Source organism: Collinsella sp. CLA-ER-H11 (genome assembly GCF_040092445.1).
Classification (GTDB): Bacteria; Actinomycetota; Coriobacteriia; order Coriobacteriales; family Coriobacteriaceae; genus Collinsella.
This window is the reverse complement of record NZ_JBBNLN010000004.1, coordinates 1-25,761: the sequence shown is the minus strand read 5'-3', so window position 1 is coordinate 25,761 and position 25,761 is coordinate 1. Positions and strand designations below refer to the sequence as shown.

At 59.9% G+C, this 25,761-nt stretch carries 23 protein-coding genes and 4 tRNA genes; 1 reads left to right on the top strand and 26 read right to left on the bottom strand.

All coding sequences use genetic code 11. The annotated features are described in order from the left end of the window. Positions 1-6: 6 nt before the first annotated feature. The 23 genes from rpe to AAAX35_RS03880 form a co-directional block, all read right to left on the bottom strand. Complete coding sequence (gene rpe / locus AAAX35_RS03990) at positions 7-678, bottom strand: ribulose-phosphate 3-epimerase (RefSeq protein ID WP_349116829.1); 672 nt, start codon at positions 676-678, stop codon at positions 7-9. Positions 679-696: 18 nt separating this feature from the next. After that, the gene (locus AAAX35_RS03985; RefSeq protein ID WP_227790826.1) at positions 697-1,704 is read right to left on the bottom strand and encodes an NAD(P)H-dependent glycerol-3-phosphate dehydrogenase; all 1,008 of its coding nucleotides are present in this window, start codon (positions 1,702-1,704) and stop codon (positions 697-699) included. Positions 1,705-1,713: 9 nt separating this feature from the next. Further along, on the bottom strand, positions 1,714-2,397 hold the full coding sequence (plsY, locus tag AAAX35_RS03980) for a glycerol-3-phosphate 1-O-acyltransferase PlsY (RefSeq protein ID WP_349088399.1): 684 nt from the start codon (positions 2,395-2,397) through the stop codon (positions 1,714-1,716). Further along, entirely contained in the window at positions 2,390-3,724 is a 1,335-nt protein-coding gene (gene der / locus AAAX35_RS03975) for a ribosome biogenesis GTPase Der (RefSeq protein WP_035138458.1), read from the bottom strand. The genes plsY and der overlap by 8 nt, the downstream gene beginning before the upstream one ends. A gap of 10 nt (positions 3,725-3,734) precedes the next feature. Then, positions 3,735-5,177, bottom strand: coding sequence for a DUF512 domain-containing protein (locus AAAX35_RS03970; RefSeq protein WP_349116828.1), 1,443 nt, complete (start codon positions 5,175-5,177; stop codon positions 3,735-3,737). 2 nt (positions 5,178-5,179) lie between these two features. After that, positions 5,180-6,079 carry a 4-hydroxy-3-methylbut-2-enyl diphosphate reductase gene (locus AAAX35_RS03965; RefSeq protein WP_349116827.1) on the bottom strand — a complete coding sequence of 300 codons (900 nt, stop codon included), beginning with the start codon at positions 6,077-6,079 and terminating at the stop codon, positions 5,180-5,182. A 2-nt stretch (positions 6,080-6,081) separates the two neighbouring features. After that, positions 6,082-6,810 carry a lysophospholipid acyltransferase family protein gene (locus AAAX35_RS03960; protein WP_349116826.1) on the bottom strand — a complete coding sequence of 243 codons (729 nt, stop codon included), beginning with the start codon at positions 6,808-6,810 and terminating at the stop codon, positions 6,082-6,084. Between the two features lie 3 nt (positions 6,811-6,813). Further along, positions 6,814-7,500 (bottom strand): (d)CMP kinase, encoded by a 687-nt coding sequence (cmk, locus tag AAAX35_RS03955; RefSeq protein ID WP_349114119.1) that lies wholly within the window; start codon positions 7,498-7,500, stop codon positions 6,814-6,816. Positions 7,501-7,566: 66 nt separating this feature from the next. Further along, positions 7,567-8,544, bottom strand: coding sequence for a pseudouridine synthase (locus tag AAAX35_RS03950; RefSeq protein ID WP_349116825.1), 978 nt, complete (start codon positions 8,542-8,544; stop codon positions 7,567-7,569). Next, on the bottom strand, positions 8,531-9,259 hold the full coding sequence (gene scpB / locus AAAX35_RS03945) for an SMC-Scp complex subunit ScpB (RefSeq protein WP_089571912.1): 729 nt from the start codon (positions 9,257-9,259) through the stop codon (positions 8,531-8,533). Before scpB ends, AAAX35_RS03950 begins: the two co-directional genes overlap by 14 nt. An 11-nt stretch (positions 9,260-9,270) precedes the next feature. Next, complete coding sequence (locus AAAX35_RS03940; protein ID WP_349116824.1) at positions 9,271-10,080, bottom strand: segregation/condensation protein A; 810 nt, start codon at positions 10,078-10,080, stop codon at positions 9,271-9,273. A gap of 84 nt (positions 10,081-10,164) precedes the next feature. After that, complete coding sequence (locus tag AAAX35_RS03935) at positions 10,165-10,848, bottom strand: site-2 protease family protein (RefSeq protein ID WP_349116823.1); 684 nt, start codon at positions 10,846-10,848, stop codon at positions 10,165-10,167. A gap of 9 nt (positions 10,849-10,857) precedes the next feature. After that, complete coding sequence (locus AAAX35_RS03930) at positions 10,858-11,154, bottom strand: hypothetical protein (protein ID WP_349116822.1); 297 nt, start codon at positions 11,152-11,154, stop codon at positions 10,858-10,860. After that, a complete protein-coding gene (locus AAAX35_RS03925) occupies positions 11,141-13,174 on the bottom strand; it encodes an ABC-F family ATP-binding cassette domain-containing protein (protein ID WP_349116821.1) in 2,034 nt (677 codons plus the stop codon). The genes AAAX35_RS03930 and AAAX35_RS03925 overlap by 14 nt, the downstream gene beginning before the upstream one ends. Before the next feature lie 75 nt (positions 13,175-13,249). Continuing rightward, positions 13,250-13,322 (bottom strand) — tRNA-Ala (locus AAAX35_RS03920). Positions 13,323-13,770: 448 nt separating this feature from the next. Beyond that, positions 13,771-13,846, bottom strand: a tRNA-Ile gene (locus AAAX35_RS03915). Positions 13,847-14,043: 197 nt separating this feature from the next. Next, positions 14,044-14,116 (bottom strand) — tRNA-Ala (locus AAAX35_RS03910). A gap of 367 nt (positions 14,117-14,483) precedes the next feature. Next, a complete protein-coding gene (locus AAAX35_RS03905) occupies positions 14,484-15,641 on the bottom strand; it encodes a hypothetical protein (protein WP_349116820.1) in 1,158 nt (385 codons plus the stop codon). A gap of 373 nt (positions 15,642-16,014) precedes the next feature. Further along, positions 16,015-16,089 (bottom strand) — tRNA-Val (locus AAAX35_RS03900). Positions 16,090-16,227: 138 nt separating this feature from the next. Then, positions 16,228-17,016, bottom strand: a complete 789-nt coding sequence (locus AAAX35_RS03895; RefSeq protein WP_349116819.1) for a DUF3825 domain-containing protein — start codon at positions 17,014-17,016, stop codon at positions 16,228-16,230. Between the two features lie 753 nt (positions 17,017-17,769). After that, positions 17,770-18,069: a nucleotidyltransferase domain-containing protein gene (locus tag AAAX35_RS03890; protein ID WP_349116818.1), complete on the bottom strand. Its 300-nt coding sequence runs from the start codon at positions 18,067-18,069 to the stop codon at positions 17,770-17,772. A gap of 660 nt (positions 18,070-18,729) precedes the next feature. Continuing rightward, complete coding sequence (locus AAAX35_RS03885) at positions 18,730-19,662, bottom strand: Abi family protein (RefSeq protein ID WP_349116817.1); 933 nt, start codon at positions 19,660-19,662, stop codon at positions 18,730-18,732. A 262-nt stretch (positions 19,663-19,924) separates the two neighbouring features. After that, positions 19,925-21,019 (bottom strand): hypothetical protein, encoded by a 1,095-nt coding sequence (locus AAAX35_RS03880; RefSeq protein WP_349116816.1) that lies wholly within the window; start codon positions 21,017-21,019, stop codon positions 19,925-19,927. A gap of 173 nt (positions 21,020-21,192) precedes the next feature. Between AAAX35_RS03880 and AAAX35_RS03875 the strand changes: the two genes are divergently transcribed. Next, positions 21,193-21,375 carry a hypothetical protein gene (locus tag AAAX35_RS03875; RefSeq protein ID WP_152068135.1) on the top strand — a complete coding sequence of 61 codons (183 nt, stop codon included), beginning with the start codon at positions 21,193-21,195 and terminating at the stop codon, positions 21,373-21,375. Positions 21,376-21,565: 190 nt separating this feature from the next. Here the strand turns inward: AAAX35_RS03875 and AAAX35_RS03870 are convergent, their stop codons facing one another. Genes AAAX35_RS03870 through AAAX35_RS03860 form a run of 3 tightly spaced genes read right to left on the bottom strand, consistent with a single transcriptional unit; the run spans position 21,566 to position 25,337 of the window. After that, positions 21,566-22,315, bottom strand: a complete 750-nt coding sequence (locus tag AAAX35_RS03870; protein ID WP_349116815.1) for a hypothetical protein — start codon at positions 22,313-22,315, stop codon at positions 21,566-21,568. Between the two features lie 5 nt (positions 22,316-22,320). Beyond that, entirely contained in the window at positions 22,321-24,159 is a 1,839-nt protein-coding gene (locus AAAX35_RS03865) for an ATP-binding protein (RefSeq protein WP_349116813.1), read from the bottom strand. Further along, entirely contained in the window at positions 24,144-25,337 is a 1,194-nt protein-coding gene (locus AAAX35_RS03860) for a hypothetical protein (RefSeq protein WP_349116812.1), read from the bottom strand. The genes AAAX35_RS03865 and AAAX35_RS03860 overlap by 16 nt, the downstream gene beginning before the upstream one ends. Positions 25,338-25,761 lie beyond the last annotated feature (424 nt).

Below are 25,761 nucleotides of genomic sequence, written 5' to 3'. Positions count from 1 at the left end.
AAGGGTTTATGCCTCCTGTGCGGCCTCGTTGCCCAGCTTCTGCAGCAGCGCAACCTCGGCAGCGGGATCTTCGGACTTAAATACGGCGGAGCCGGCCACCAGAACATCGGCACCGGCCTTAACGACCTCGGCGATGTTTTTGGAAGAGATGCCGCCGTCGACCTCGATCATGGGCGACACGCCGTGGCGCTCACACATGGCCTTGAGCTCGTGCAGTTTGGCGATGGTGCCGGGGATAAAGCTCTGGCCGCCAAAGCCGGGGTTCACGCTCATGAGCAGCACCATGTCAACAATGTCGATGATGCTATCGAGCACGCAGACGGGCGTGGCGGGGTTGAGCACCACACCGGCCTTGACGCCGCGCTGCTGCAGATGCGTGAGCGTGCGGTGCAGGTGCGTGGAGGCCTCGTAGTGCACGGTGATCATGTCGGCACCGGCGTCGGCGTACCAATCGACCGTCTCGTCGGGGTTCGACACCATCAGGTGCGCGTCGACCGGCACATCGGTGGAGCGCTTGACGGCCTTAAGGATGTCAACGCCAAAGGTGAGGTTGCCGGTAAAATGACCGTCCATAACGTCGAAGTGCACAAAGTCGGCGCCGGCGATTTTGTCGAGCTCGCCCTTGAGGTTGGCCATGTCGGCCGAAAGGACGGACGGAGCGATTTTGATGGAACCCATGGTAGAAGCCTTTCTGCGCTAGTCGGTGAGTCCGTAGAACTCTTGAGAAGGGACGCGTTCGGTAAGAATCTCGAGCGCCCTATCCAAAGTAACACCGTTGTAGAGCGTTTGCTCCACGGCAAAGGTGAGCGGAATGTCTACGCCCAGTGAACGGGCAAGTTCGCTGACGCTGCGGGCCGCGACGGCGCCCTCGACCACCATATGCGTGCGCTCCTGATACTCGTCGAGCGACACGCCGTGGGCAAACTCGTAGCCAAAGGTGCGGTTGCGTGAATGCTCCGAGGTGCAGGTGGCAATGAGGTCGCCCATGCCGGCAAGTCCCATACAGGTCATAGCTTGACCGCCGCGGGCGTGCACCAGACGGCTGATCTCGGCCAGACCGCGCGTCATGATAAGGGCAAGCGTGTTGTCGCCTGCGCCCGAGCCGGCGGAGATGCCGCACACGATGGCGATGACATTTTTCATGGCGCCGCAAACCTCGACACCGGTCATGTCTTGCGAGAGGTAGATGCGGAAGGCCGTGGACAGGAGCAGGTCCTTAAAGGTCTCCCCTATCTGCGGATTTTTGCTGGCGATGACGGCGGCAGAAAGTCCGCCGCGGCAGATTTCCTCAGCATGGTTGGGGCCCGAAAGCGCCGCGACACGTGCTTCGTTGCCGATCTCGCTGGCGATGACCTCGCTCATGAGCAGGCCGGACTCGGGCTCAATGCCCTTGGTGAGGCAGAGCACCGGGGTATCGGCGGCGATAAAGGGCGCGGCCTGGTGGCACACGCTGCGAAGGTGCGTCGAAGGAACGGCAAAGATGATGGCCTCGGCGCCGTCGAGTGCCTGCATCAGCTCCGTCGTGGCGAAGACGTTGCAGGGCAGCACGTAGTCCACCAGATAGCGGGGGTTGCGATGCTCACCGTTAATGCCGGCGGCCGTCTGCTCGCTATGGGCCCACATGGTCACGCGCTCGGCTCGCGCAGCGGCAAGGCCGGCGACGGCGGTTCCCCAGGAGCCGGAGCCAATCAGCGCAACATTCATGACTCTCTCCTACTTATCGTCGGGCTCGGTGACGCGCTTGGTAAACGAGAGCTTGGACTCCTTACCGGTCATGAGCTTTTTGATGTTCGCGCGATGGGCCCACACCACGGTGATGCCGATTAGCGCCATGCAAAACTTGAGGCCCAGGCTGCTGTACGGAAAGACTGCGCAGGCAGCGATGGGAAGTCCGATGGCAGCGGCGAGCGAGCCCACCGACACAAACTTGGTGATGGCGACGGCCACGATAAACATGCCCAGCAGCGACAGGCCAATGGGCCAGTACCAGGCGAGGATGACGCCCAGGCCCACGGCGATACCCTTACCGCCGTGGAAGTTAAGGTAGGGCGAGAAGATGTGTCCCCACACGGCCGCCAGGCAAATGACGCCGAGCATCCAGTCGCCGGCAGCACCGGGAGCCATAATGCTCGGCGGAAAACCATAGCCCAGATCGGCGATAAGCGGACGGGCGATGACAACGCAGATGGCGCCCTTCAGGCAGTCGAGCAGCAGCGTGAGCGCCGCGACCTTGGGGCCGGCTACGCGCAGGGCGTTGGTGGTGCCGATGTTACCGGAGCCCGCCTTGCGGATGTCCGTGTGGTTGAACACGCGGCCCAAGATCAGGCCAAACGGAATCGCTCCGATAAAGAACGAGACCACGGCGCAGATGGCGGTCAGCAGAATTGGATTATGCATCCTTTTGCTCCTTCTTCCTAAAGAAGAGTCGGATGGGTGTGCCGGCAAAGTCGAAGGTCGAGCGCATGCGGTTCTCGATGTAGCGCTGATAGGTGTCGTTGACCAGATCGCTGTGGTTGACGAAGAACGTGAACGTCGGCGGGTTGACGCCCGTCTGGGTCACGTAGTGCATGCGCAGGCGGCGCTTGCCGTCCACCACGGTATGACCGAACTCGCGCAGGTCGGTGAGGAACGTGTTGAGGCGCGAGGTGCTGATCTTTTGCGAGCGCGTCTTTTCGGCGGCGTCTACCATTGCCCAGATCTTCTCGACGCTGCGGCCGGTCAGGGCAGAGATGCGCAGGTACTGGGCCCAGGGAGCCATGACGCCCAGACGGCGGTCGATGGTCTCCATGCAGGCCTCGCGCTTGCGGTCGTCGTCGAGCAGGTCCCACTTGTTGAGCAGCACCACGATGGCGCATCCGCGCTCGATGGCAAGACCCATGACCTTCTGGTCCTGCTCGGTAACGCCCACGGAGGCGTCGACGACGAGCAGCGCCACGTCGGCGCGGTCGATGGCGCGCAGGCCGCGAACCATGGAGTAGTACTCGATGTTCTCGTACACGGTGCTCTTCTTGCGAATGCCCGCGGTGTCGACCATGCGGTAGTGCTTGCCGTTGCGCTCGACGACCGTGTCGATGGCGTCGCGCGTGGTGCCGGCAATGTTGGACACGATGGAGCGGTCGGCGCCCAGGATGCGGTTGAACAGCGAAGACTTACCGGCGTTGGGGCGGCCGATGATGGCGACGTTCAGCGCGTCGGGGAACTCATCGGCGACCTCGTCCTCTTCCTCCGGAAGCAGGGCCACGATATCGTCGAGCAGGTCGCCCGTGCCATGACCATGCAGGGCCGAGAGCGGCGTGGGCTCACCGATGCCGAGCGAATAGAACTCCCAGATGCTGTCGTTCTCGCGATCGGGGTTGTCGAGCTTGTTCACCAGCAGAAAGACCGGCTTGTCGCAGCGCTTGAGCATGCGGGCGACCGACTCGTCCTCCTCGGTGACGCCGGTGCGGCCGTCGACCACAAACAGGATGACGGCGGCTTCCTCGGCGGCGGCGAGGGCCTGGTCGCGAATGGACGTGGCGAAGACGTCATCGCTCTTGAGCGGTTCGATGCCGCCCGTGTCGACGATGGTGAACTCGCGGCCGTTCCAATCGGCCGTGTGGTACGAGCGGTCGCGCGTGACGCCGCGGGACTCGTGGACGATGGCGTCCGAGGTCTGGGCCAGGCGGTTAACGAGCGTGGACTTGCCCACGTTGGGGCGTCCGACGACGGCGACGATAGGTTTCATCTGCACTCCTTTAATGGGTAGGGTCAGTGGAAATGTTAGAGTCCGCGGGCACAATGCCAAGGATGTGCTCCAGGGTATCGAGCAGCTCATGCGGCATGGTCGACACCACATGAACCTCGGCGCCGCGACTGGTAAGGCTTGCGAGTAAATCGTCACGATGATACTCGTCAAGCGTCATGCCGTCAGCGTTGAACATGAGCTTAGGCACAAAGAGCATAACCCCCGAGAGGTCCTGCGGCAGCTGCTCCAGAATGTCACACGCGACGATGAGGCCGGTCACGTCCACGTTGCCGCCAAAGTAGCGGTTCTTGATGGCCGTGACAGTGCCGGCGAGTCCCTGCGGCGATTCCACGAAACGTGCCACGGTGTCGCGTGCGCTGGCGCCCGAGAGGCACAGCAGGTGCTGGCTGCGAGCGGCGATGGCCTCGCGGACGCGGGCCAGTCGCTCGGCATCGGCGGCAAGCACATCGTCCGTCTCGTCTAGGTATGAGCGGATCATGCCGATACCGTCGTAGTACTGCGGATAGCCGTCGTAAAAGTCCGCCTCGGGCGGCTCGATGCCGGCGTCCAGGTAGAACTCGTCGCTCATCTGGAAGGTGTGGCGGCCAAAACGCTCGAAGGCGCGGTCCTGGTAGGGACGGATCATGGCAATGGTCTCGCGCGCTAGCTCGGGCTTGTCGCTGTAGGACCAGCTAAAACGGTTCTGGTGCTTGGTAAAACCGAGCGGCACGATGCCCAGGCTCGTGATCTGCTCGTGCTCCTCGCAAAAGCGCAGAGTCTTTTCTAGCTCCTCGCCGTCGTTCATGCCGGGGCACAACACGATCTGCGCGTGAATCTCTATGCCGGCGGCCATGATGGCCTCGAGTACGTCCATGCCGCGCTGGGCGTTGCGGCCCATCATACGACGGCGGACGTCGGGGCTCACGGCATGGACCGACACGTTCATAGGGCTCATGTTGCGTTGGATGACGTTTTGCACGTCCTCGTCGGTGAGGTTCGTGAGCGTGACGAAGTTGCCCTGCAAAAAGCTCAGGCGGTAGTCGTCGTCGCGAATATAGAGCGTGGAGCGGCCGCCCTTGGGCAACATGGTCATAAAGCAGAACACGCAGGCGTTTACGCAGGTACGCATGCCGTCGAAGATGGGGCCATCGAACTCCAAACCCCAGTCCTCGCCCGGGAAGCGGTCGAGCTCGACGGGGGTGACGGTGCCGTCGCGCGGGTCGAATACCTCCAGCTCGACGGTGTCGTCGTCTGCCTCCCAGAGCCACACGATCATGTCGGTGAGCTGCTCGCCGTTGACCGTGAGCACGCGCATGCCCGGCTCGATACCCACATCCCATGCGGGCGATTCGGGACGCACGTTCTTTACGAGCGCGCCCTCACCCGGCTCGGGGTCGCGGCTGCGCCCGTAATCGGCCACCTCGGCGGCGTATGCGGGTACGGTCTGGTCCATGGTTAGCGGTAAAGCTCCTTGATGCGCTCGACGGCGCGCTCGATGTGTTCTTGCGGGGTGGAGGCTCCGGCGGTGATGCCGATGTGGTGAGCGTCGGTAAACCACGCGTCCTGGAGCTCGGAAGCTTCCTCGATATGATGCGTGTGCTCGCAGGCGTCTGCGCAAATTTGAGCCAGGCGGCGGGTGTTGCCCGAGTTCTTGCCGCCTACGACGACCATGCAGTCGCAGCGGTTGGCAAGTGTGGCTGCTGCCTGTTGACGCTCGCTCGTGGCGGCGCAGATGGTGTTGATCACGCGCAGCTCCTGCACGCGCGGGGTGATGGCAGCCACGACCTCGGCGAGGTTCTGCGCGGTCTGGGTGGTCTGCACAACCAAGCCCACCTTGCCCTTGAGCGGCAAAGCGTTGGCATCGGCGGCACAGCTCACGACCTGCGCATCATTGCCGGCGTGACCCAGAATGCCCTCCACCTCGGGATGCCCCGGCTCACCCACGACCACCACGTGGTAGCCCTCGCGCACCAGGCGCTCGGCTGCCACGTGGACCTTCTTGACGTAAGGGCAGGTGGCGTCGATGACGTTAAGGCCACGCTCGCGAGCGGCATCGATGACCTGCGGCACCACACCGTGGGCGCGGATGATCACGGTGCCGGTTGCGGCATTATCCAGGTTCTCGGCCAAGCCAACGCCTGCCTCAGCGAGCTCGCGTACCACGATGGGGTTATGAATGAGCGGACCCAAGGTATGGACCTGAGTGCTCTCCCCTGCCTGCGGCGCGGCGGCCAGCGCCATATCGAGCGCACGCTGTACACCGTAGCAGGTGCCGGCGTGGGCTGCGATTTCGATGGTGGGAGCGTCTGCCTTGCCGGGCGCAGGCTCGGCAGTGCTCATGACTTCCTCGCTCATGGTTAGAACCTTCCCGGATGCTCGGCGCACAGGTCGTCGCGCATAGCGTAGACGCGGTTCATGGCCTCGGACTCAAACCATGCCAGGCGCTCCTTGCGCTTGAGCTCGGCCGGTGCATCGGATAGCGAGATGGCCTTGCCGGCACGGATCCAGCACTTTTTAGGGCGCATGAGCTTTTTGCCCGCAGGCGTAATATCGGACCAGCCGCAGATAGCGAGCGGGTTGACGGGCGCCTTGCCCATCTGGGCAATGAGCGCAAAGCCGCCGTGGACCTCGGGCTTGATCTCGCGCGAGCGGATGCGCGTGCCCTCGGGGAAGATCAGGACGTCCTCGCCGCGCTGCAGCGCATGCTGGGCGGCGCGCAGGCACTTCATGTCGGCGGTACCGCGCTCGACGGGGATACCGCCGACGCGGCTAAAGGCCCAACGCACAATCTTGCTCTTGGCGAACTCGGACTTAAAGATGGGACGAATGCGGCGGCCCCCAAAGAACAGTGCCGTCTCCACGGCCAAGAGCTCGGCCATCGAGGTGTGGTTGCAGATGACCACGCTGCCGCGGCTGTCCTGGCGCTCAAACAGCAGGTCGGCGTCCTCGACCTTCCAGCGCCACATGAGCTTGGAGAAGGCCCAAAGGATGGCCATGACCACGACGACGATGCCGCGGATGAGCACCGGGAACTCGGCATAGGGGGCGTTGTAATAATCCTCGGGCGTCTGCTTAAACAGGCGCATGGGCTACCTCCTTTGGTTGATGAGGTCTTCGATAATGCGGACGACCTCGTCGATGGTGTGGGCGGTGGAGTCGACGTGTACGGCGTCCTCGGCGGGCACGAGCGGGGCGACCTCGCGGCTGCTGTCGAGCTTATCGCGCTGCTTGAGGGCGTCGAGGGTCTCGTCGACCTCGGCTTCGAGCTGCTCGGAAGTGAGCGGCTGGGCGTCGTTTTGGTGACGCTGCAGCACGCGGCGGCGGGCGCGCTCGCGCGGGTCGGCGGTCAGGAAGACCTTGACCTGCGCGTTGGGGAACACGACGGTTCCGATGTCGCGACCCTCGGCCACGATATCGCGGTCCTCGGCAGCACGGCGCTGATGGATGAGCATGGCGGTGCGCACGCCCGGGTAGGCCGAGACCTTGGACACGTTGGCGTCGACCTGCGGGGTGCGGATGGCAGCCGAGGCGTCCTGGCCGTCAATAGTCAGGCGCGTGTCCTCGCCGGTGCCGTTGGTAAAGCGGATCTCGATCTGCTCGGCGAGGGCGTCGATGGCCGCCTCGTCGTCCAGATCGATGCCGCGGTCGAGCGCGGCAAAGGTGACGGCGCGGTACATGGCGCCCGTGTCGAGCTTGTTAAAGCCCAGCTGGCGGGCGATCTCCTTGGCGATGGTGGACTTGCCGGATCCGGCGGGGCCGTCGATGGCAACGATCATGCAATGCTTCCTTTCGGTGGTTGACGTGCTGGTATGGTTCGCGGGCGTTGGGGTGCGGCGGTTTGCCTAGCCCGTGTAGCGCTCGCGGTAGGTGTTGCGCTTGGGTGCGGAGCCGTGGCTGCCGTGGTGACGCGTGCGTGCCGCGGGCGTGTCCTGGGGCTTGCCGCTGTTGCGCTTGGAGCTGGCCTGCTTGGGCGGGATGCCACCGGCCTTGAGGATCTGTACCTCGCGGTCGGTGAGCTCGCGCCACGAACCCTTGGCCACATCCTTGAGCTCCAGGCCGGCAAAGTTACAGCGGTGCAGGCGGATCACCGGGTGGTGGATCTTGCTCAGCATGCGCTTAACCTGATTCTTGCGGCCCTCGCGGATGATGACCTCCACGGCGGTGGTGCCGGGCTTGACGCCCTGGGGAGCCACGGCCTCGGCCTCGCGTGCAGTGATGACGCGGCAGATTGCCGGCTGGCAGAGGCCGTCGTCGAGCTCGATGCCGCGACGGAGCGGTTCTAGATCGAGGTCGGTTAGCTGCCCGTCCACGAGTGCCTGGTAGGTCTTGTAGACGTGCTTGCTGGGGTGCAGCAGGTCCTGAGACAGGTCGCCGTCGGTGGTAAAGAGCAAAAGGCCCGTGGTGTCGCGGTCCAGGCGGCCCACCGGGAACAGGCCCGGAAAGCGGTCGCGGGGAATCAGGTCCGCCACACAGGGGCGCTCCTGCGGGTCGCTCATGGTGGTTAGGTAGCCAGTCGGCTTGTAGAGCATCAGGTACACGGCGCCCTGGTTGAGCTTGACCGGCATGCCGTCGACCTCGATACGGTCGCGGTCGACATCGACCTTGGTTCCCAGCTCGGTTGCGACCTCGCCGTTTACCGTCACACGACCAGCGGTCATCAGGTCCTCCGAACCGCGGCGGCTCGCCACACCCGCGCGCGCCAAAAAGCGCTGCAGGCGCATGGTGTGCGGGTAGACGTGCTGGGCGTCGGACTTGTGCGTATCCGCGTTAGGCGCCGCAGCGACGGTGCGCGTCTCCCCTACTTCGTTAGTCCTCGTCATGCAAATCCTCCGAGGTCTCGTCGACGACCAGGGTCTCCAAGTCCTCGACTGCCTCAACATCTTCAACATCGGTATCGAGCAGTTCGCGCTCTTCGTCCAGGTCCTCGGCTTGCTCCTCGAGCGTGGACTGAATACTGCGGCCGCTCAGACGCTCGCGGATAAACTGACGTGATTGCTCGTCGGGGGCAAACTGCTCCAGATCGGGCAGATCGCGGGTGGAGCGCAGACCGAACTTTTCCAAGAAGGCGTTGGTCGTGCCGTAGATGATGGCCTGACCGCGCTGGGGGTCACGGCCGAGCTCGCGCACCAGACCCTTGTCAACGAGCGACGCGATGACGCCATCGGAGTTGACGCCGCGGATGCCCTTGACCACCTCGCGCGTCACGGGCTGGTGGTAGGCGATCACGGCCAGGGTTTCGAGTGCCGCCTGCGACAGCTTTTGCGTGTCCCAGCTCAACACATAGGCCTCGACCACGTCGTGGTAGGCGGGGTGCGTGAACAAGCGCCAACCGCCGGCGACCTCGCGCAGCTGAAAGCCGCGGTTGGCCTCCTCGTACTCAACCTTGAGCTCGGCGAGCAGCGACGCGCACTCGCCGGGGGCGATATCCAGTGCGCCGGCCAGCGCGGGCGCACTCACCGGGTCGCTCGACACCAGCAGCAGTGCCTCGAGGGCGCCTTTAAGGCTGTTTGCCTCCAGCGTGGAAAGGGTTGACATGGTTGCGGCTCCTATTCGGTGAGCTCGGGGCCCTCGCCGGGCACATAGGCCTCGGCGCCCTCGACGCGGTTGATTTGAATGGTTCCAAAGATCTCGTCCTGGCTCAGCGTGAGCGAGCCGCGCTTGGCGAGCTCGAGCATGGCCAGGAAGGTGACGACGAGCTGCTCGGTGGTGGCATCGCCGTCCAACAGCTCGCGGAAAGTGCAGGTTTGGTGCTCCATGGTAAAGCGGTCGACCGAGGCCACCGTCAGGTCGAGCGGCACGCGATGCGGTGCTACGTGCTCGGCCTCCAGCAGGAAGGTCTGGCGCTTGCCGTCCAGGTCGGCGCAGATGACGGCGAGGCCGCGCAGGGTAATGCCGGCCAGGTAGTCGGGCATAAGGCCTAGGAACTCGGGGTCGGGGCCGGCCACGCGCGGATGCATGCGGCTCTCGGCCTGCATGCGAGCGCCAAGGGCTGCCGCCGCGCCCTTAAACTGCTTATAGGCGATCAGGCGCTGGATCAGGACTTCGCGCAGGGCGTCGCCGTCGAGCGCACTGAGTTCCTCGAGGTCTTCGTCGTCCTCGTCATCGTCGTCTGTCTTGCGCGGGGCCTCCTGGGGCACCAGCGAGGCGGCCTTGATGTCCAAAAGGGTTGCCGCGACCAGCAAAAAGTCGCTCGCCACGTCCAGGTCCAGCGCCTCGATGCGCTCGACCTCGGCCAGGTATTGCTCGGCCACCTCGCTGATCGAGATGGCTCCGATATCAACTTTTTGGCGAGTTACCAGCTGCAGCAACAGGTCGAACGGTCCGCTGTATACCTGCGTCGACACGCGATACGACATCTTCGACCTCCTTTGACGGCGCCTTCGCGGCGCGGTTTGGGTGCATGTTGCGACCGTTTTGCACGGTCGATCTGTAAGTTTACCCTAGATGCCGGCGATTGCGAAGTTGAGCAGCCACTCGGCCAGCGGATACACGGTAACGTCGAAATAGCGCCCGATCACATCGATGCCGGTCCACATGGGCAGCAGGTACAGCACCAGGATGAGGATGGGCATGGCGTATTGCTGCAAACGATAGTAGTTGGCGAGCGCCTTGCCTTTGAGGAACGGCACGATAATCGACGAGCCGTCGAGCGGCGGGATCGGGATGAGGTTAAAGAACGCGAGCGATAGGTTGACCACGATAAACGTGGCGCCGAAGTTCATGATTTGTGATGCAACGGCAAAGGACATGCTGGTGTAGAGGTTGCCGTATGCCGCGTGCATGAGGGCGGCCGCGAGACACGCGAGTGCGATGTTCGATGCGGGGCCGGCCGCGCTCACCAGGACCTCGTCGCGCTTGGGGTGCTTGAGGTTGTTGAGGTAGACGGGCACGGGCTTGGCGAAGGCGAACACAGGGCCGCCGGCGGCAAGCATGAGCAGCGGCAAGATGATGGTGCCAAACGGGTCGATATGGTTGAGCGGGTTGAGCGAGACGCGTCCGCGCGAACGGGCCGTCTTATCGCCGAGTGCCCAGGCCGCGGCGGCGTGCGCACTCTCGTGGATGACGATGCCCACAATGACGGCGACGGCGCTGGCGAGCAGGTTCATGATGTAGCTGCTGGACATGGCGCTCCCCTAGCGGACGCGGCGCGAGGCGCGCGTGAGCAAGTAGTCGGCCACAAACAGGATGACGGCCACGATTGCGTAATCCAGGCGGAACACGCCGCCAAAGGGCGATGTGATGACGCCGTAGCCGGCGATGGCGTTCGGCAGCGCGCGCGAAAGCTCAACGACAAAGCCCACGATCTGCAGCTTAGCGGTGAGGCCGCTAAAGCACAGCAACACGGTCATCGCGCTCATAAAGATGCCGCAGATGCGACAGGCGATGGCGATGATATTCATCGCCACGGCAGCGGCCTTACGAGAGTTCACGCGCGGTCTCCTCTTCGATCTGGGTGGAAAGCTCCAGCCATTCGTCCTCGAGCTTGGGCAGCTCCTGCTTAAGGCCGTTATATTCCCCCAGCGCGGCGTTGAACTTATCCTGATCGGCATAAAGCTCTTCGCTTGCCATCAATTCCATAAGCTCGTCATAGCGGGCGCGCTTTTTGTCGAGCTCCGTCTCGATCTTCTTGAGCTGGTTGCGCACGCCCTTGAGCTTTTTGTTGAGCGCAGCACGGGCCTGGGCCTCGGCACGCTTTTGCTCCTTGGTCTTCTTGCCCTCGGCCGGCTTGGGAGCGGCGGCGGGCGCATCGGGCTGGGCCGCGGTGACTTTGGCGGACTTGCCCGCCGCCGGCGCACTCTCCCCTGCTGCCTCGGCGGCGGCGCGTGCCGCGAGGTCCTCGCGCTTGTAGAGGTAGTAGTCGTAGTCGCCGTCGTAGACAGTGACCTTACCGTCGCGGATGTCGATGATGCGGTTGGCCACGGCGCGTACCAGGTGCTCGTCGTGGCTGATCAGCACGATGGTTCCGGGGAAGTTTTGCAAGGCGTTCTCGAGCATGTCCACCGAGTCGATGTCAAGGTGGTTGGTGGGCTCGTCCAGGCACAGGAGCGCCTCGGGGGCCACGAGCATTTTGGCCAGGGCCAGACGCGCTTTTTCGCCTCCGGAGAGGACGCGAACCTGCTTTTCGATGGAATCGTTGTCGCTAAACAGGAAGGCGCCCAGCAGGCTGCGCTGCTGCGGCACGGTCCACTTGGGCGTGACGGTGTCGATCTCTTGCAGGACGGTATTGGACTCGGTCATGCCCTCGAGTGCGTGCTGGGCGTAGTAGGCCACGCCCACGTTGGTGCCCAGGTCCCGGGTGCCGGTGGTGGGCGGCTCCAGGCCGGCGAGGATCTTCATGAGCGTGGACTTGCCGGCGCCGTTGGGGCCGACGAGCGCCACGTGCTCGCCGCGGTAGAGTTTGAGGTCGATGTCGCTGTAGATGTGCTTGTCGCCGTAGGACTTGGATACGCCCTCCAGGTCCACGACCATGTCGCCCGAGCGCGGCGGGTCGGGGAACTTAAAGTCGATGTGCTTGTGGCCTTCGGGCAGGATGACAAGTTCCTTTTTGATCTGCTCGATTTTGCGGATGCGCTCCTGCGCCTGGGCGGCCTTGGTGGGCTTGTAGCGGAACTTGTCGACGAAGACCTGCATGTGGGCGATGTCGCGCTCCTGCGCGGCGCGCTTGGCGCGCATCTGCTCCAGATTGTCCTCGCGTTGCTTGAGGTAACTGCTGTAGTTGCCGGTGTAGGTGGTCACGCGGCGGTTCTCGAGCGCGGCGACGTGATCGACGCAGGCGTCCATGAAGGCGCGGTCGTGGCTGACGATGAGCACGGCGCCGTCGTAGTTGGCGATAAAGCCGCGCAGCCACTGGACGCTCTCGAGGTCTAGGTGGTTGGTGGGCTCGTCGAGCAGCAGCAGGTCGGGGTGGCGCAGGAAGAGCTTGGCCAGCGCGATGCGCATCTGCCAGCCGCCCGAGAACTCGGAGCACGGGCGATCAAAGTCGGTGACCTTAAAGCCCAGACCGGACAGGATCTTGCGGGCGTTGCTCTCGAGCTCGTAGCCGCCCAGATGCTCAAAGCGGTCCTGGACCTGGCCGTACTCGTTGAGGAGTGCGTCGACGTCCTTTCCCTGTTCGGAGAGCTCGGTGATTTGGGCCTGCAGCTCGTTGACGCGCTCGCCCATGCGGCGGATTTCCTTGGCAGCGGCCATGACCTCGGCGAGGATGGTGGTGTCTTTGTGCTCGAGGTTGGTTTCCTGCTCTAGGTAGCCTACCTGGCAGTCCTTGGCATACTGGACCTGGCCTGCGTCGGGGCTGTCGATGCCCATGATGATTTTGAGCATGGTGGTTTTGCCGGCGCCGTTGGGGCCCACGAGCGCGAAGCGCTCGCCGGGGTTGATCTGGAAGGACGCGCCGCTAAAGAGGACGCGCGCGCCGAAGCTTTTTTCGATCTTGTCGACCAGGAGGATCATGGTGCCGCCTTTGACCTTGTGTGCCTATATGAAAAAAGGCCCCAACTTGCGTTGGAGCCTCATTCAATGCTCGGGTGGAGACGAGGGGGATCGAACCCCTGACCTCTTGACTGCCAGTCAAGCGCTCTCCCAGCTGAGCTACGCCCCCGTGCGAAGAAGTACTATACGGGAACTCCCCCGGCGATGCAAGGACAATTTTGGAAAATTTCGCAGTCGCGGCGCGGGCCGCCATCCGCCCAACGGCCGTCCTGCCGGCGCCAGGCCCGTTACCGGGGCCGATCGCGCTCCCGCCGACCCGGCGATTTCAAAACCATGCCGGTTTACGGGGCCGGGCCGGGAACCCCTCGAGCATGCCGTCATCGGTAAAATCAAAACCGCAGTTAGACGGCTTGCGCATTCCGTGAAATGCAGGGCATGGACGGCCGGTCCGGGTCCAGCCCCGTAATCCGACATAGTTTTGAAATGGTTCTTGTCAACCAGCATTAACAATTACGTGGATTTGAACCGCAAACGTTTATCAAAGCAATTTGGCAGGCATATGGAGTGGGAACTATGGCAAAAAGAAGCCGGGCTATTTGCCCGGCTTCTCGATTCTTTGGTGGGCCCTCCGGGATTCGAACCCAGAACCCAGGGATTATGAGTCCCCTGCGCTAACCGTTGCGCCAAGAGCCCTTATAAAATGGCGTGTGCGATAGAGGCCAGCAAAACAGGTCCCTATCTTGAACCACGTCGTGAAATAGTACCATGCACGTGGCGCCCGTTCAACGCACGATCTTGTCGACCAGGAGGATCATGGTGCCGCCTTTGACCTTGTGTGCCTATATGAAAAAAGGCCCCAACTTGCGTTGGAGCCTCATTCAATGCTCGGGTGGAGACGAGGGGGATCGAACCCCTGACCTCTTGACTGCCAGTCAAGCGCTCTCCCAGCTGAGCTACGCCCCCGTGCGAAGAAGTACTATACGGGAACTCCCCCGGCGATGCAAGGACAATTTTGGAAAATTTCGCAGTCGCGGCGCGGGCCGCCATCCGCCCAACGGCCGTCCTGCCGGCGCCAGGCCCGTTACCGGGGCCGATCGCGCTCCCGCCGACCCGGCGATTTCAAAACCATGCCGGTTTACGGGGCCGGGCCGGGAACCCCCGAGCATGCCGTAATCGGTAAAATCAAAACCGCAGGTAGACGACTTGCGCATTCAGCGAAATGCAGGGTATGGACGGCCGGTCCGGGTCCAGCCCCGTAATCCGGCATAGTTTTGAAATGACACTAATTCACTAGCAGGAAAACTAGGTCGTTTTAGCGCCTTGTCGCCGGCTAATTTCCGATTTCCAACCAGTTGCACAGAACATTTGCTCGCAGTCGCGTCTCGGTGCGCTTCATTGCCTCGGATTTGGCTTTATATCGAATCCCCAAACGACTGCAGACGCTTTTGACTATGGCGTCTAGCTGTTTTTTGTCGTTAAGCATATCGTGGGTTACCAGGAACACATCGAAACCCATGCTCTGGAGCGCAGTCATGCGCTCCGCATCTTGGTCAAGTACCGCGCCTGACCCATGGATGACCTCACCTTGGATTTCGATAATTGCTGCGTTCATTAGGATTGGGTTTACAATCACGATGTCACCGTAGCAAACCTTTTGACCTGCGATGCTTTGGGCTTCCTCGGATAGAGGGGTTAAATCGTTGAGGTATACGTATCTGAATCCTGAACCACCTAGACGTCGAGAACGACTTAGAAGCAGGACCCCCGCGACCTCGAGTGGAGATGCAGCAATGCCGATAACCTGCTGAGCGGCATCATAAAACTGCTTTCCCCACATCTGGCTTTTGACCTTTTCGGCGAATCGATGCAAGTCGCTCAGTTCGATGAGTGGCTTTCTCATCCAAAGCGAAGTACCTTTGAGTTTCGTAACCTCTCTTCCATCCTCGTGATTGTTCGTTTGGCCTTCATTTGCTGGGACCTTTACGGTTGTGCGGGCATAAACTCGTTTCCAAGGAATCTCGTCTTCGCCTTCTCCAAGTTCGAACTGATCCTGCGTGCTGGAATTGCGATTCTCCTTTAACGCGATTTTTAACTGCATTTCGACAGCGGGGGTCGGCTCGAAAACAGAAAACCAGCCGTAAAGTTCGTACATAGCCAGTACGAGATCTATTTGGGACACAAAGCGTGTCATAGTAAATAACGTGTTAAGCGGATTGGTGACGCTAAAGCCTAAATGAGTGTCGGTTGTTGTGCCGGTATTCGAAGCCCCTTCCCAGCGAATAGTGGAGCGCAATCCCGAGTGGTGATTACAACAACCTGGCGAAGCAACAGCGATAATCGGGGTCTTGAGGACATCGGTTACGAAAGGGGCTTGGGATAGGGCCCGCCAGCCGTCATCGGAGCTGGGTAGGTGCGGGTAGAGGTCATGCACCTGCGGTGGGCAGCGCCAGTAGCGGAATGCGGTGTTTGCGCAGACGATTTCGTCCATGTGGCCTCCCCTGGTTTCGACCGTAGGCCGTGCGGATTGCGGGCATGGCCGATTATCTACCGGGGCATCATGCGGGTAAGTACGGGAAGCAAACCAAATGCTGACAAAAGCATGCCGAGTTCCGCCGAAAAACCGTCGTGTGATAGAAAACCGCTGGAAGAAGCTTTGGGCATGTGGTCCCTGTCTCCACATTTGCGCGCGGATCACATGGGGAATTCAATGAAAATATGCATGAGTTTTATACAAAACATGCAATGGCGTCAGCAAAAAGGGTGCGAAAAAAATGACGCCTTATACGACTACGATTCGTTTTGGAATCACCCTTGGTATCAAAAAAGGCCAGAGGCTTAACACCTCTGACCTGTACTTTAGATGGTGGGCGATACAAGATTCGAACTTGTGACCCCATCCGTGTGAAGGATATGCTCTACCCCTGAGCCAATCGCCCGTCGCCTTTCGGCAAAAGAGATACTAACATAGCCGTGCGTGGTTTACCAAGAACTTTTTGCTTCCGATTTTAAATTCGCGGGCGCAAACCGCGCCACAGCAATCAGGGCAGCCGACAAACCCCCAGCTAAACCACCCTTTATCGCTTGATCCACGAGGTTTCGGGTCGGCAGATAAGTCGCGCGTTGTTGTAGGCCATGTCGAGCGTGAGGCAGGTGCGCGCTGCGTAGAAACCGTCCTCGCGCTGGATGGTCAGCGCCAGCTCTGGCTTGTCGCCGGTCAGGCACAGCGGCAAGAGCAGCTGGATCCGGCCACCGTAGAACTGCGGCACCGCGAGCGTGTAGTTGGCGGCGGCGCGTCGGGCGGCCTCGACGACAGCTCCCTCAAAGGCGCGGCGCAGCAGCAGCGAGTTGCCCTCCCCCATCAGGCTGGCGGGGATGCGCGTAAGGTTCTCCTCGTCGCCCAGAATGTGGTCGATGTTGGAGCGGATGGGAAGGCGGTAGTCAAAGATCAGCTCGGAGGGGTCCTCGGCAAAGCGCACGCGGCACGGCAGGTACTCAAACGAGACCAGCATGGGGTCGCTCTCCTTAAAGAAGCCCTTCAAAAACCAGCGCTGGCGCGCGTCGGGCTTGGTGTTGGGCTCAAACAGGCCGTAGATGGTCTCGTAGCGGCGCGTGTACAGGCCGGTGTTGAACAGGCATCGGTCGTCGTCGAACACCAGCGGCAGGTTGGACGGCGCGGTCTGGTCCACGTCGCGCTCGGTCAGGAACACCGCGCGGCTAAACGTGAACGACAGGTAGTTTTTGAGGATGCGGTTACTGGGGCCCCAGTCCTCGGGATCGGCGAGGTCGACTAGGCGGTCGTAGCAGGGCTCGGGGCAAAACGCAAAGTCGTATACATTGCTGCACAGGGTGTTGGGGATCTCCATGTGGCGTCCAATCAATTTCATTGCCGTTGTGCGGATGCTTAGATTCTATACGCGCGACGGGTCGCCGGCACGCACAACGCAATTGCGCCTTAGCTCTTTGACGAGCTTGTCGCGGGAGCGGCTTCCGGAAACGAGGTCCTGGATCCAAGCGTAGTACTGGTTTCGTTAGAGCGATACCCGTTATCAGGCGCGTTCGACCGCCACCTTTGCTCCTGGCTCTCCGGCAGAGTAGATATCTCTTGGTATTAGAGGCGCCTCCAATCAATGCGATTGAAAGCGCCTTCTCCGCGAGCATTGTTTTGATTGCGTTGGTCGTGCTCTGCGACCAAGGTCTTCTCGGCAGGCTTTCTTTTGATTCCGTTGGTCGCGCCTTACGACCAAAATCAAAGTCAAGCATACAAATGAATGGGAAGAGCTGCAAGGCAAACCCAGAAGTCACACGGTCGCGCTCGTCGGCTCTCGGGCTATGCCAGAAGGCTGGATAGTACCGCTATCCGTCGAAGGACAAAAATGGCGAGGTACGTACCTCGCCGATCTGGCACCTCCAAGACGGCCGTCTCTTTGGTGATTGAGTTTTCTCACACTTCAGGGGCATTTAGAGCTGCATTGATAAGGTCGGCGGAGTTGTCGAAACGACCTAGTTCTCCACTGGCAAAGAACGCATCCCCTTCGCGGATGGCCTCTAGGCTTTCGGCGTTAGGTTCTTTGGGAGGACAGGGCTGTAGGGTTGTATCCGTAAACTCATCGTTTCGTTTATGTTGAGACATAAAGGCGTATCTCTTCCTGCTTGATGCTTTTGCGGAATGCTGGGCGCATGCGCTCTAGTGGGTTGGTGACGATTTCAACCTTTCGCCCAAGTTCCCTCTCGAGCTCATGGGAGAGTTCGTAAAGCGTGCCGAACGTCATGGTGTTGCCGCAAACTAGGCGCAAGTCAATATCGCTATCGGGCGTTTGCTCGCCTCGGGCAAACGAACCAAATAAATAGGCTACGCTGACGTCGTATTGAGCCAGCACGCGGGTGACGGCAGTGGATATGTCGGTAGGCGAAATCATGAGTTAATTACCGTTCAACAGTAGAGCGTCAGGGGGCCAGCGCCGATGCCGCCGGTCCGGCCTTTTGCCGTTCTGCAAGCTCAAAGATAAACGGAGCGTTTGATCTAACAAATTCTGTCAAGAAATTGAGGTCATCAGCAGTAAATCCTTCGACGTTGAACCATTTGACCGCTGGCAAGAAGCATTCCGCATGGTCAAAGCCAAAGTCAACAGATCGTTCGACGGCTACACGAACGGCCCCGTCATCTCGTGTTTCTGAGTAGGCAAACTGAGTGCCGTCGTCAAGCTGAACATAGCTTCAAAGCATTGCTGCCTCCTTAGTGTTTACATTCAAGTATAAACAACCGCTTAGAAGCAACGTGATGCGAATTGAATTATTCCCATAAGACCTGAACTGCTGATTATTTGTATTAGCGAGACTCGAATCATCTCACACTTCAGTGTCTTTTTGACATGGAAAACCGTCATTGTGCGATGGTCGGACTTTATGTCAAGGATCGTATTCAGATTCGAGCGCCCGCATGCTTAACAGTTTGCAGGCGCTCGAACAGCTCAAGACCGCCGGCGTCTATTACGTTCTTGGCAGCCTCAACTGTATGATCCGATTCGTGGTTAATGTTAGATAAGTCCTTAGCCATTTTACTTTTAGGTGTGTCGATCTTAAATTTTATACCTGGTTATCTTCTTCCATTCGGCCGGGAAACCCATGGCCTCAAGGAGGCGCTCCTCGCCGATGCTCTCATCCAATGAGAAGTATCCGTTAACGCACTTGACGAGCTTAGCCTTGAATGCCTTGAATTCGTCGTCGCGCAGGAGGTATCGAAGGGTGATCACTGCCGAGAAGACGTCTACCTTGCCACAAACGTAATCCGGCCCAATCTTTTCGATGCCGAGCTTGGCGTGCAAGGTCGTGTCAGGAATCTCAACGTGGCACCGGTGGGAGAAGAGGCGCTCGCCATGCGCGCAGACGTTCCTGTAGAGGGCGAGAACGCGGATAAACGAAGAGAGCTCCTTTGGATTTCCGACCCCGAATCTCTTGGCGATCTTGGTTTTCTCGTTGTCCCTAAGTGCCGTGAGCATTTTCGAAATCTGTCCGAAGGTCATGGCGTTCACAGCGACCCACAGCGGCACGTTCTTATATGCCCTGCGGTAGTAGGCGAGGTATTCATGGCTGGTATCCTTGTTGGCGATATAATCAAGCATGTTCAGCAGCTTCGGAAGAACACGCTTCGCACCCTTCGATGTCGCGTAGCAGCGAGCGTCTAGATACTTACTCTGGGACTCGCCATATGCAGCGCAGAACTCGTAGGCAAGCGCCGACCTGATCTTCGCCTCGACCTTGAGCAGTGCATCGAGCATTATCTCCCTGAGCTCGACGTCGAACTCGTAAAGCGCTAGGATGTCTCCAAAAGTGGCGCCTTCGCGGTATACCCGGGTGCTCGGGTCGCGGAAAAATGACTGGTAACCGTTCACGACCGGGAAATAGCCGATGTCCGCAAGGACCCTCCGGCAAACCTCTTCGTTCTCGATTCTGAGGCCGGAGCTTCTGAGTTTCTCCATCTGCTGCTGGTAGGTGAGGAATTCTTTGGGCATCGTCGCTCTTCCCGAAAAATAAAAAGGGAACCCGCAGGCTCCCCTCCGGTTCCAGGCATCGAAAGTTTCTGGACCCTAATCACTGACATGATAGTATCTTTCAACTTGCGTCCCGTCAAGCACATGCTCTGAGCGTCAACCGGCGCCTATAAATGCATGACAGACATTGCATGTATGGAAAACACAACACTCCCTATCCGAATGTGTTGCCTTTAAAGCTTCAACAGGGCTCATGTATCGCAGCCAGGTGCGTCGCACCGCCTTAGCAGCGATATGCGGCGGCTAGAAGCGTTGTTCCAAGCAAGAAAAACGTAAAGGAGGCTGCGATCCAGTTGTTGTCGGCTGTCTTGGGGAGCGACGACACCGTTGCTGTAGCAGGCTTGGGCTTAGTGGTCTTGGCGACCGTGGTCTTGGTTACTGTCGTTGATGTCTTGGTTGTCGCGGCCGCGGGTTTCAGCGAGGGATTTGCCGTGGGCCCCGTGGTGGGCTCTCCGGCAGCGGGGTTAGCATCGATGGGAGACTTATCCACGCTATCGCCAGGCGCATCGACCCCAACGGTCTCCCCCGCCGGTGGCGTGGCAACGTGGGGCTCAACCACCACGTGCGGTGCCACCGCACTGGAGGCATCCACCACGCCGTTAGCATCAAAGGTTCCGCCAGCAGGCGCCACAAAGCGCGCGGACACAAGCGACCCACCCAGGCAAGCAACCCCGCCATCTGCACCGGCCGCATCAAGCCACGAGGTGTCGACGGAAAGCTGGCATCCAGCCGCGCCAGCGTCAAGGCCCGCGTCCTGCAGATACACGCCGTAGGCGCGCACGCCCGCCCCGGACCCGGCGCCCGCGGCAACGACGCGCCCGCCGCCGCGCACGGCCATGTCGCCTGCGATCACGCCGGCGACCGCCTCATCCGTAATATCGGCCCCGTCCGCCCGGGCATCGACGGTGCATCCATCCACCACGAGCGCCTGCGAGACGTGGATCCCGCACTGCGAGCCCGTCGCCGTCAGGGTCCCGGTACCGCGAAGCGTCAGGTTGCCCCACACCTCCATGCCGCTCAGCGTGATGTCCGCATCGGGCGCATGCGACTCCGTCACGGAGTTTTGCCCGGCAAGCGTCAGCACCAGGTCGCCCTCGGCGCCGATGGCCTCGCCCGCGTAGCCGTTAAGCTCCAGGTGGTCGGCATCGGTCCAGGCCCAGCCGGGGCCCGACACGCCCGGCTCGTAGTACGTCGCGCCCGCGATGATGAGGCTCTCCGCGCCCGCGGCATAAGAAGGCCCGCCCAGCAAAGCGCATAGGCAGGCCATGGCAACAATCGCAATGTAATGACGGCTGGTGTAGGACTTTGCAGCAAACATACCCGCTCCGATCTTCGCAGGAGCCAATAGAATGTGCACCAGAAAATGCCCTGGTAGCAGCAGCTATTAGTTTAGCGAGATCGATGCGGGGGCAAAGAGAAATCGCGTGGGCAGTGTCCACAATTAGGTGTAAATCGTTTTGCCAGTCGGTGAAAGGAGGAATCGGCTTACGAATGCGCTACGAGAAGGAGGGACCCAACACGATGATTGTGACGAGCAGTACGCCGGTTCAGCAGTTCCTTACCACGGAACAGCTTCATGTCGAGGACCCTATGCCCAAAGAGGGACACGAGCCCGTCGGTCAGGATGCATTCGGAGGTCAACATGGCGCAGCCTGCACTGTTGTCGGTACCTGACGGTACCCATGTCGCGCCTTGCGGCGTCCCCGTTGACAGACATCGCAAACATCCAAGGTCGGAAAACGTTCGCAATCGTCTGGATCATACAGAGGCAAGTGTTGAGACTCGCTATCTTTGACGTTCGCTATGATTCCAGCTCCCCCGGCCCAACGTTATCCATTCCAGCCTCCTACAACAATCCACCGCCCTAATTACTAGACCGCCCCTCGTACAGCGCATCGCCGTACTCCCCGAACAATAGGTACGCTTTCTGGATTCTGCGTCTCTGCCTGTCCAGGGCCTCAAGTTCCTTGTTAAGGTCGAAAGCTCCAATATAAGTCTGCATTGTAATGCAATTGTCCACCGAGACCGTTTGCTCAAGCCCGCTCACCAGACTCTGCGACAAGTCATGCATGCTAGAGCCGTGCAACTCCCGGAAATGCGTCGCATCAGCGTCTTTGTAGAGATCGTCGTCAACGACATCGCACACCTTCATCCCAAGCGGAACATCAACACACTTCTTCCGGAATGCGTCATACCAGTCCCGTCTGCGTTCCTGTAGATACGAGTAGTCGCCCTTCGCGACCGTTGAGAGTTTGACACACCCACGGACAAGCCGGTCTTTGAACACGTTGGGTAGATCGCACGCTACCATGAACACCGGATGGACGTAATCCATGACCAATGTGTCCCTTAGAACCTTGTCGTCGACCCCCGCGACAATCTCCCCCCATGCCATCAACGACTTCTCGTAGCGAATCATCAGCCTGACCGAATCGAAGAGTGCATTGTTGTATTGCCGGAAGACCTCGAGGAATGTATCACCGAAGAAACCCCTCTTCACGGCATGGAGCGGAATATGCGAATCCTCCAGCACCATCCGATAGTAGAGCGCAGGGTGTCTCTCCACCAACCCGGCAGTCATTTTGGCAAAACTATCGTCATTCACCTCAGCCACTTCTTTCATCCAACGCCCCAAGCCTTCGCAAGATCCCTGTCGAAGCTCATAGGCTGCTTCTCAAGTTCAAGGACGTCAACCTGCACACGCACCGGGTACGTCGTCGCCGTGCCACTCACTATGCAGCACCCCTGCGGAAGCACGGGAATCATGCTCGCATTTGCGCTGTCGATGAACGAAACAGCTTTGCTAATCGCTCTCAGGTCCTCGTCGTTTACGAGTCTATGGATGAAGTAGTTGTGCATCTGCGAGAGAATCGTAGGCGATATGTCGGCCGGCCGTTGGCTGCACACGGTGAGGTACATGCCAAACTTGCGCCCCTCCTTGACGATTTCCTCGAACGTCTCAAGTCGGTAGTCGCGCCAGTTCTCGCTCTCGCGCTGCGACGAGTACGACAAGACGTTGTGTGCTTCATCGATGACCAGGTGAGCACTGCTTCCACGCTCGTTTTGCCCGCGCTCCTTCTGGAACTGATAGAGCGTCTTCGCCACGACGAGCGGAACGATCTTCTTCTGCTCAAGGTTAACGTTGAGAAGCGAGATGACGGAGACATCGGATTTGAAACCGCTGATGCAAGGCTCGTAGAGCTTTGAAGCCTCCCTCAGCTCTGCCGAGTAACGCTGTATCAAGGGCGCAATATGCTCACGAGTGATCGTATGAGAGCGAACCGCCTCAATAAACCGATATCGCGCGATGAATTCCAGCAGCGCGGGCCTGTCAGAAGCCAACGATGAGTAGTCCATGCTCTCATAGCATAAATCGGAGAAAACTTCAGGCACATCGGCGGGCGAGTAAAGTAGCTTCCCACTATCGCGTTTGTGGAGCGCATTGTTGTACTGCTGATAAACCTCAATAGAGTCAATCGCCCTTTCCAGGCTGCCTACATCTACGCCGGGGACAAGTGAAAAGAGCCTTACCAAATCCTCGCGCTGCTCATCGAAAGCGGGGCCACAGCCGCAATAGTCTTCCAGAAGCTTTCTGACCATGCCGCGCAGGTAGGCACCGGGGTCGCTCATTTCCAAAATCGCCCCGGCTTTGCGAATGCACCTTTTCAAAAACGGCCGTTGCGTCTTCTCGGTCGCCTTGGCCAACATTGCCCACATGTCCACATCAAAGAAGAAGCCAGGTGGAACGGGGATTTTGGCGCCGGCTCCCGTTCTAGTGCTTGGCCCGTAGACTTCCTTGTCATGACACAATACGGCCTTTGCAGTGTACTCGCCATTAAAGTCGATGAAAACGAACTTGCTGCTCCCGCATCCGGCACGCTGCCCGAGACAGTCAGTGAAAAGTCGACACAGCGTGTTCGACTTGCCCGAGCCGGTGTTCCCAAAGATTCCAATGTGGCTCGCGAACAGCGCATTGAACGGCAGTCTCACGTCGACCCCGTCATGCCCGACCAGCTCCCCTACCCTAAAGCCCGCGCCGGTGGCTTCGACGGGCGAATTCACGGCCGCGAGCTGCTTGGGCGAGAGAAGATACGCCTTCGAACGTACCAAGGGCAGCACCTCAATGCCGCGGTTAAATCTCCCAGAGGAGAAACTGCCGAACACCGAAACGTCGACGTAGCGTTCAAGGTACGAGCCCGGCGCCTCGCGCCCATCGGCCCCTTTTGAAGCCACAGCTCTGCTTTCCTGCTGGTAGTCCCCTTCGACTACTCCGATTACATCGTCGTAGCCGCAAGGCAAACGGAGGTACCCGCCAACGGAGACGCCGCGCACGAGCTCGCCATGGTAAAAGACGCTCGCCTCGTTCGCCTGGCTGTACACCTTCACCTTGACCTTGGTGCCGCGAACATCGGTGACCTCCCCGATCAGGAGGAGGTCACCGCTCACCTCGCCACGCATCTCAGCACCTCCGTGAGCTCACCCAATCCGATCTCCTTGTCTTCCCTGGGAACAAGGAGATAGACATTGTCAGCATTGGGGAACAGGGAGCGATACCAGGCGGCGTCGTCTCTAGTGTGGCATGAAATCAGCACTATGAGCTTCGGGTTCGACCGTATGGCCCTCTTTGTGAGCTCAAGGATATGCTCGTCGGCGAACGAAAACCCGAACACCAGAAGCAGCGCGTTGTTGCGGTCAAGTTCGTTGGCGTAGATGCGCAGCAAATCGTAGTAGCTTTGCTCGAGAACGGTCTCCTCAAACTTCCGCTTGGCAGGATTCACGATACAAAGCGTTGAGTCATAGCTCTTCCCGAATGCTTGGAGCAAATCCACATCGTCAACGGAAAGGCCGGAGACAAGTTCCTTGAACAATTGTAACGACGCGGCGTTGCACGGGTCCTTCACCAACGAGGCCAGCTCAGAAACGGCAGGAAGGTCAAGAACGCCATCGTGACCCACGACGCAATCGTCCAAAGTGCTCTCGACGTTTGAGTACACAACCTCTTTGCGATCAGATTCGCCTACCCGTCGCCATGTCAACGACCCGTGCGCCTTCAGCACATTAGCAGTCGTCACCTGCGAGGTGTACTCCATGAAAAGCGATTGCTCGCACATAAGCCGGCTGAATGCAGAGGGGTCGAACCGCGGCTTTCCCCGCCCAACAAAGCCGTCGTTGAAAGGAATGCCGAGACTTTCGAGTGAGAGCTCTATCAACGGGTCGTAGTTTGTCGTGAAGAAGTTCAGGCGTTTCGGGAGGGTTGTCGTACCTCGATTCTCGATGAGCCTACACGCCGAGGCAACAAACGCTTTCTGCGGCTCAGTGGCATGCGCCTCGCGAAGGGGGTGCATAATGGATTTGAAATACTCCGCCCGCAAGAGCGCCCGTGCCGAGAGCCACATTCCCCTCTCGTTTCCCGGACAATCGCGCATGTGTTCGTCAACCGCCTGAAACCAAGGTTCCCGTCCTTGTAGGACGGGAACCACACTTCCAGAGAAGCCAGAGCCCAGCAAGACATTAATATGTGCACTAGCAAAGACCTTGCGTAAGAACTTCGCGTTTTCTTCTTCGATGCGCATGTTGTCGTTATCGTCAAGGGGAACGAGTATTTCCCTCATATGACGTTCGCTCTTATGCTCCACGCAAGACCTCCTCGCCAGCTTTTGATTCAATTATATATTGCTCCTAACGCACCATCGCCGCCGCGTCTGAGATGCCGACCGACGGCGTGATTACGAGGAAAGTGAAGCACGTGGCACAGTCCATGGGCATAGGCCGCATGAGCGTTAGCTAGGTGGCAGGATGTGCTCCTCGCCCGACGACGCAGTCGCCGGGCTGCAGGAGTGCGACCTGCCAGGCGCCCGGTTCCCCTACATCTGGCTCGACGCCATCTGCATCAAGAGCAGCGGCGAGGGCCGGGCGAAGTCGACCGCGCCCGGTGGAGTGGGAAGGATAAACTGGACTTTCTTTTAAGGATCCTCAAGCGTATTGCCGCTCGTATTCCACTGGAGACATGTAGCCCAGGGTGGAATGCATGCGCACCCTATTGTAATAGAGCTCTATGTA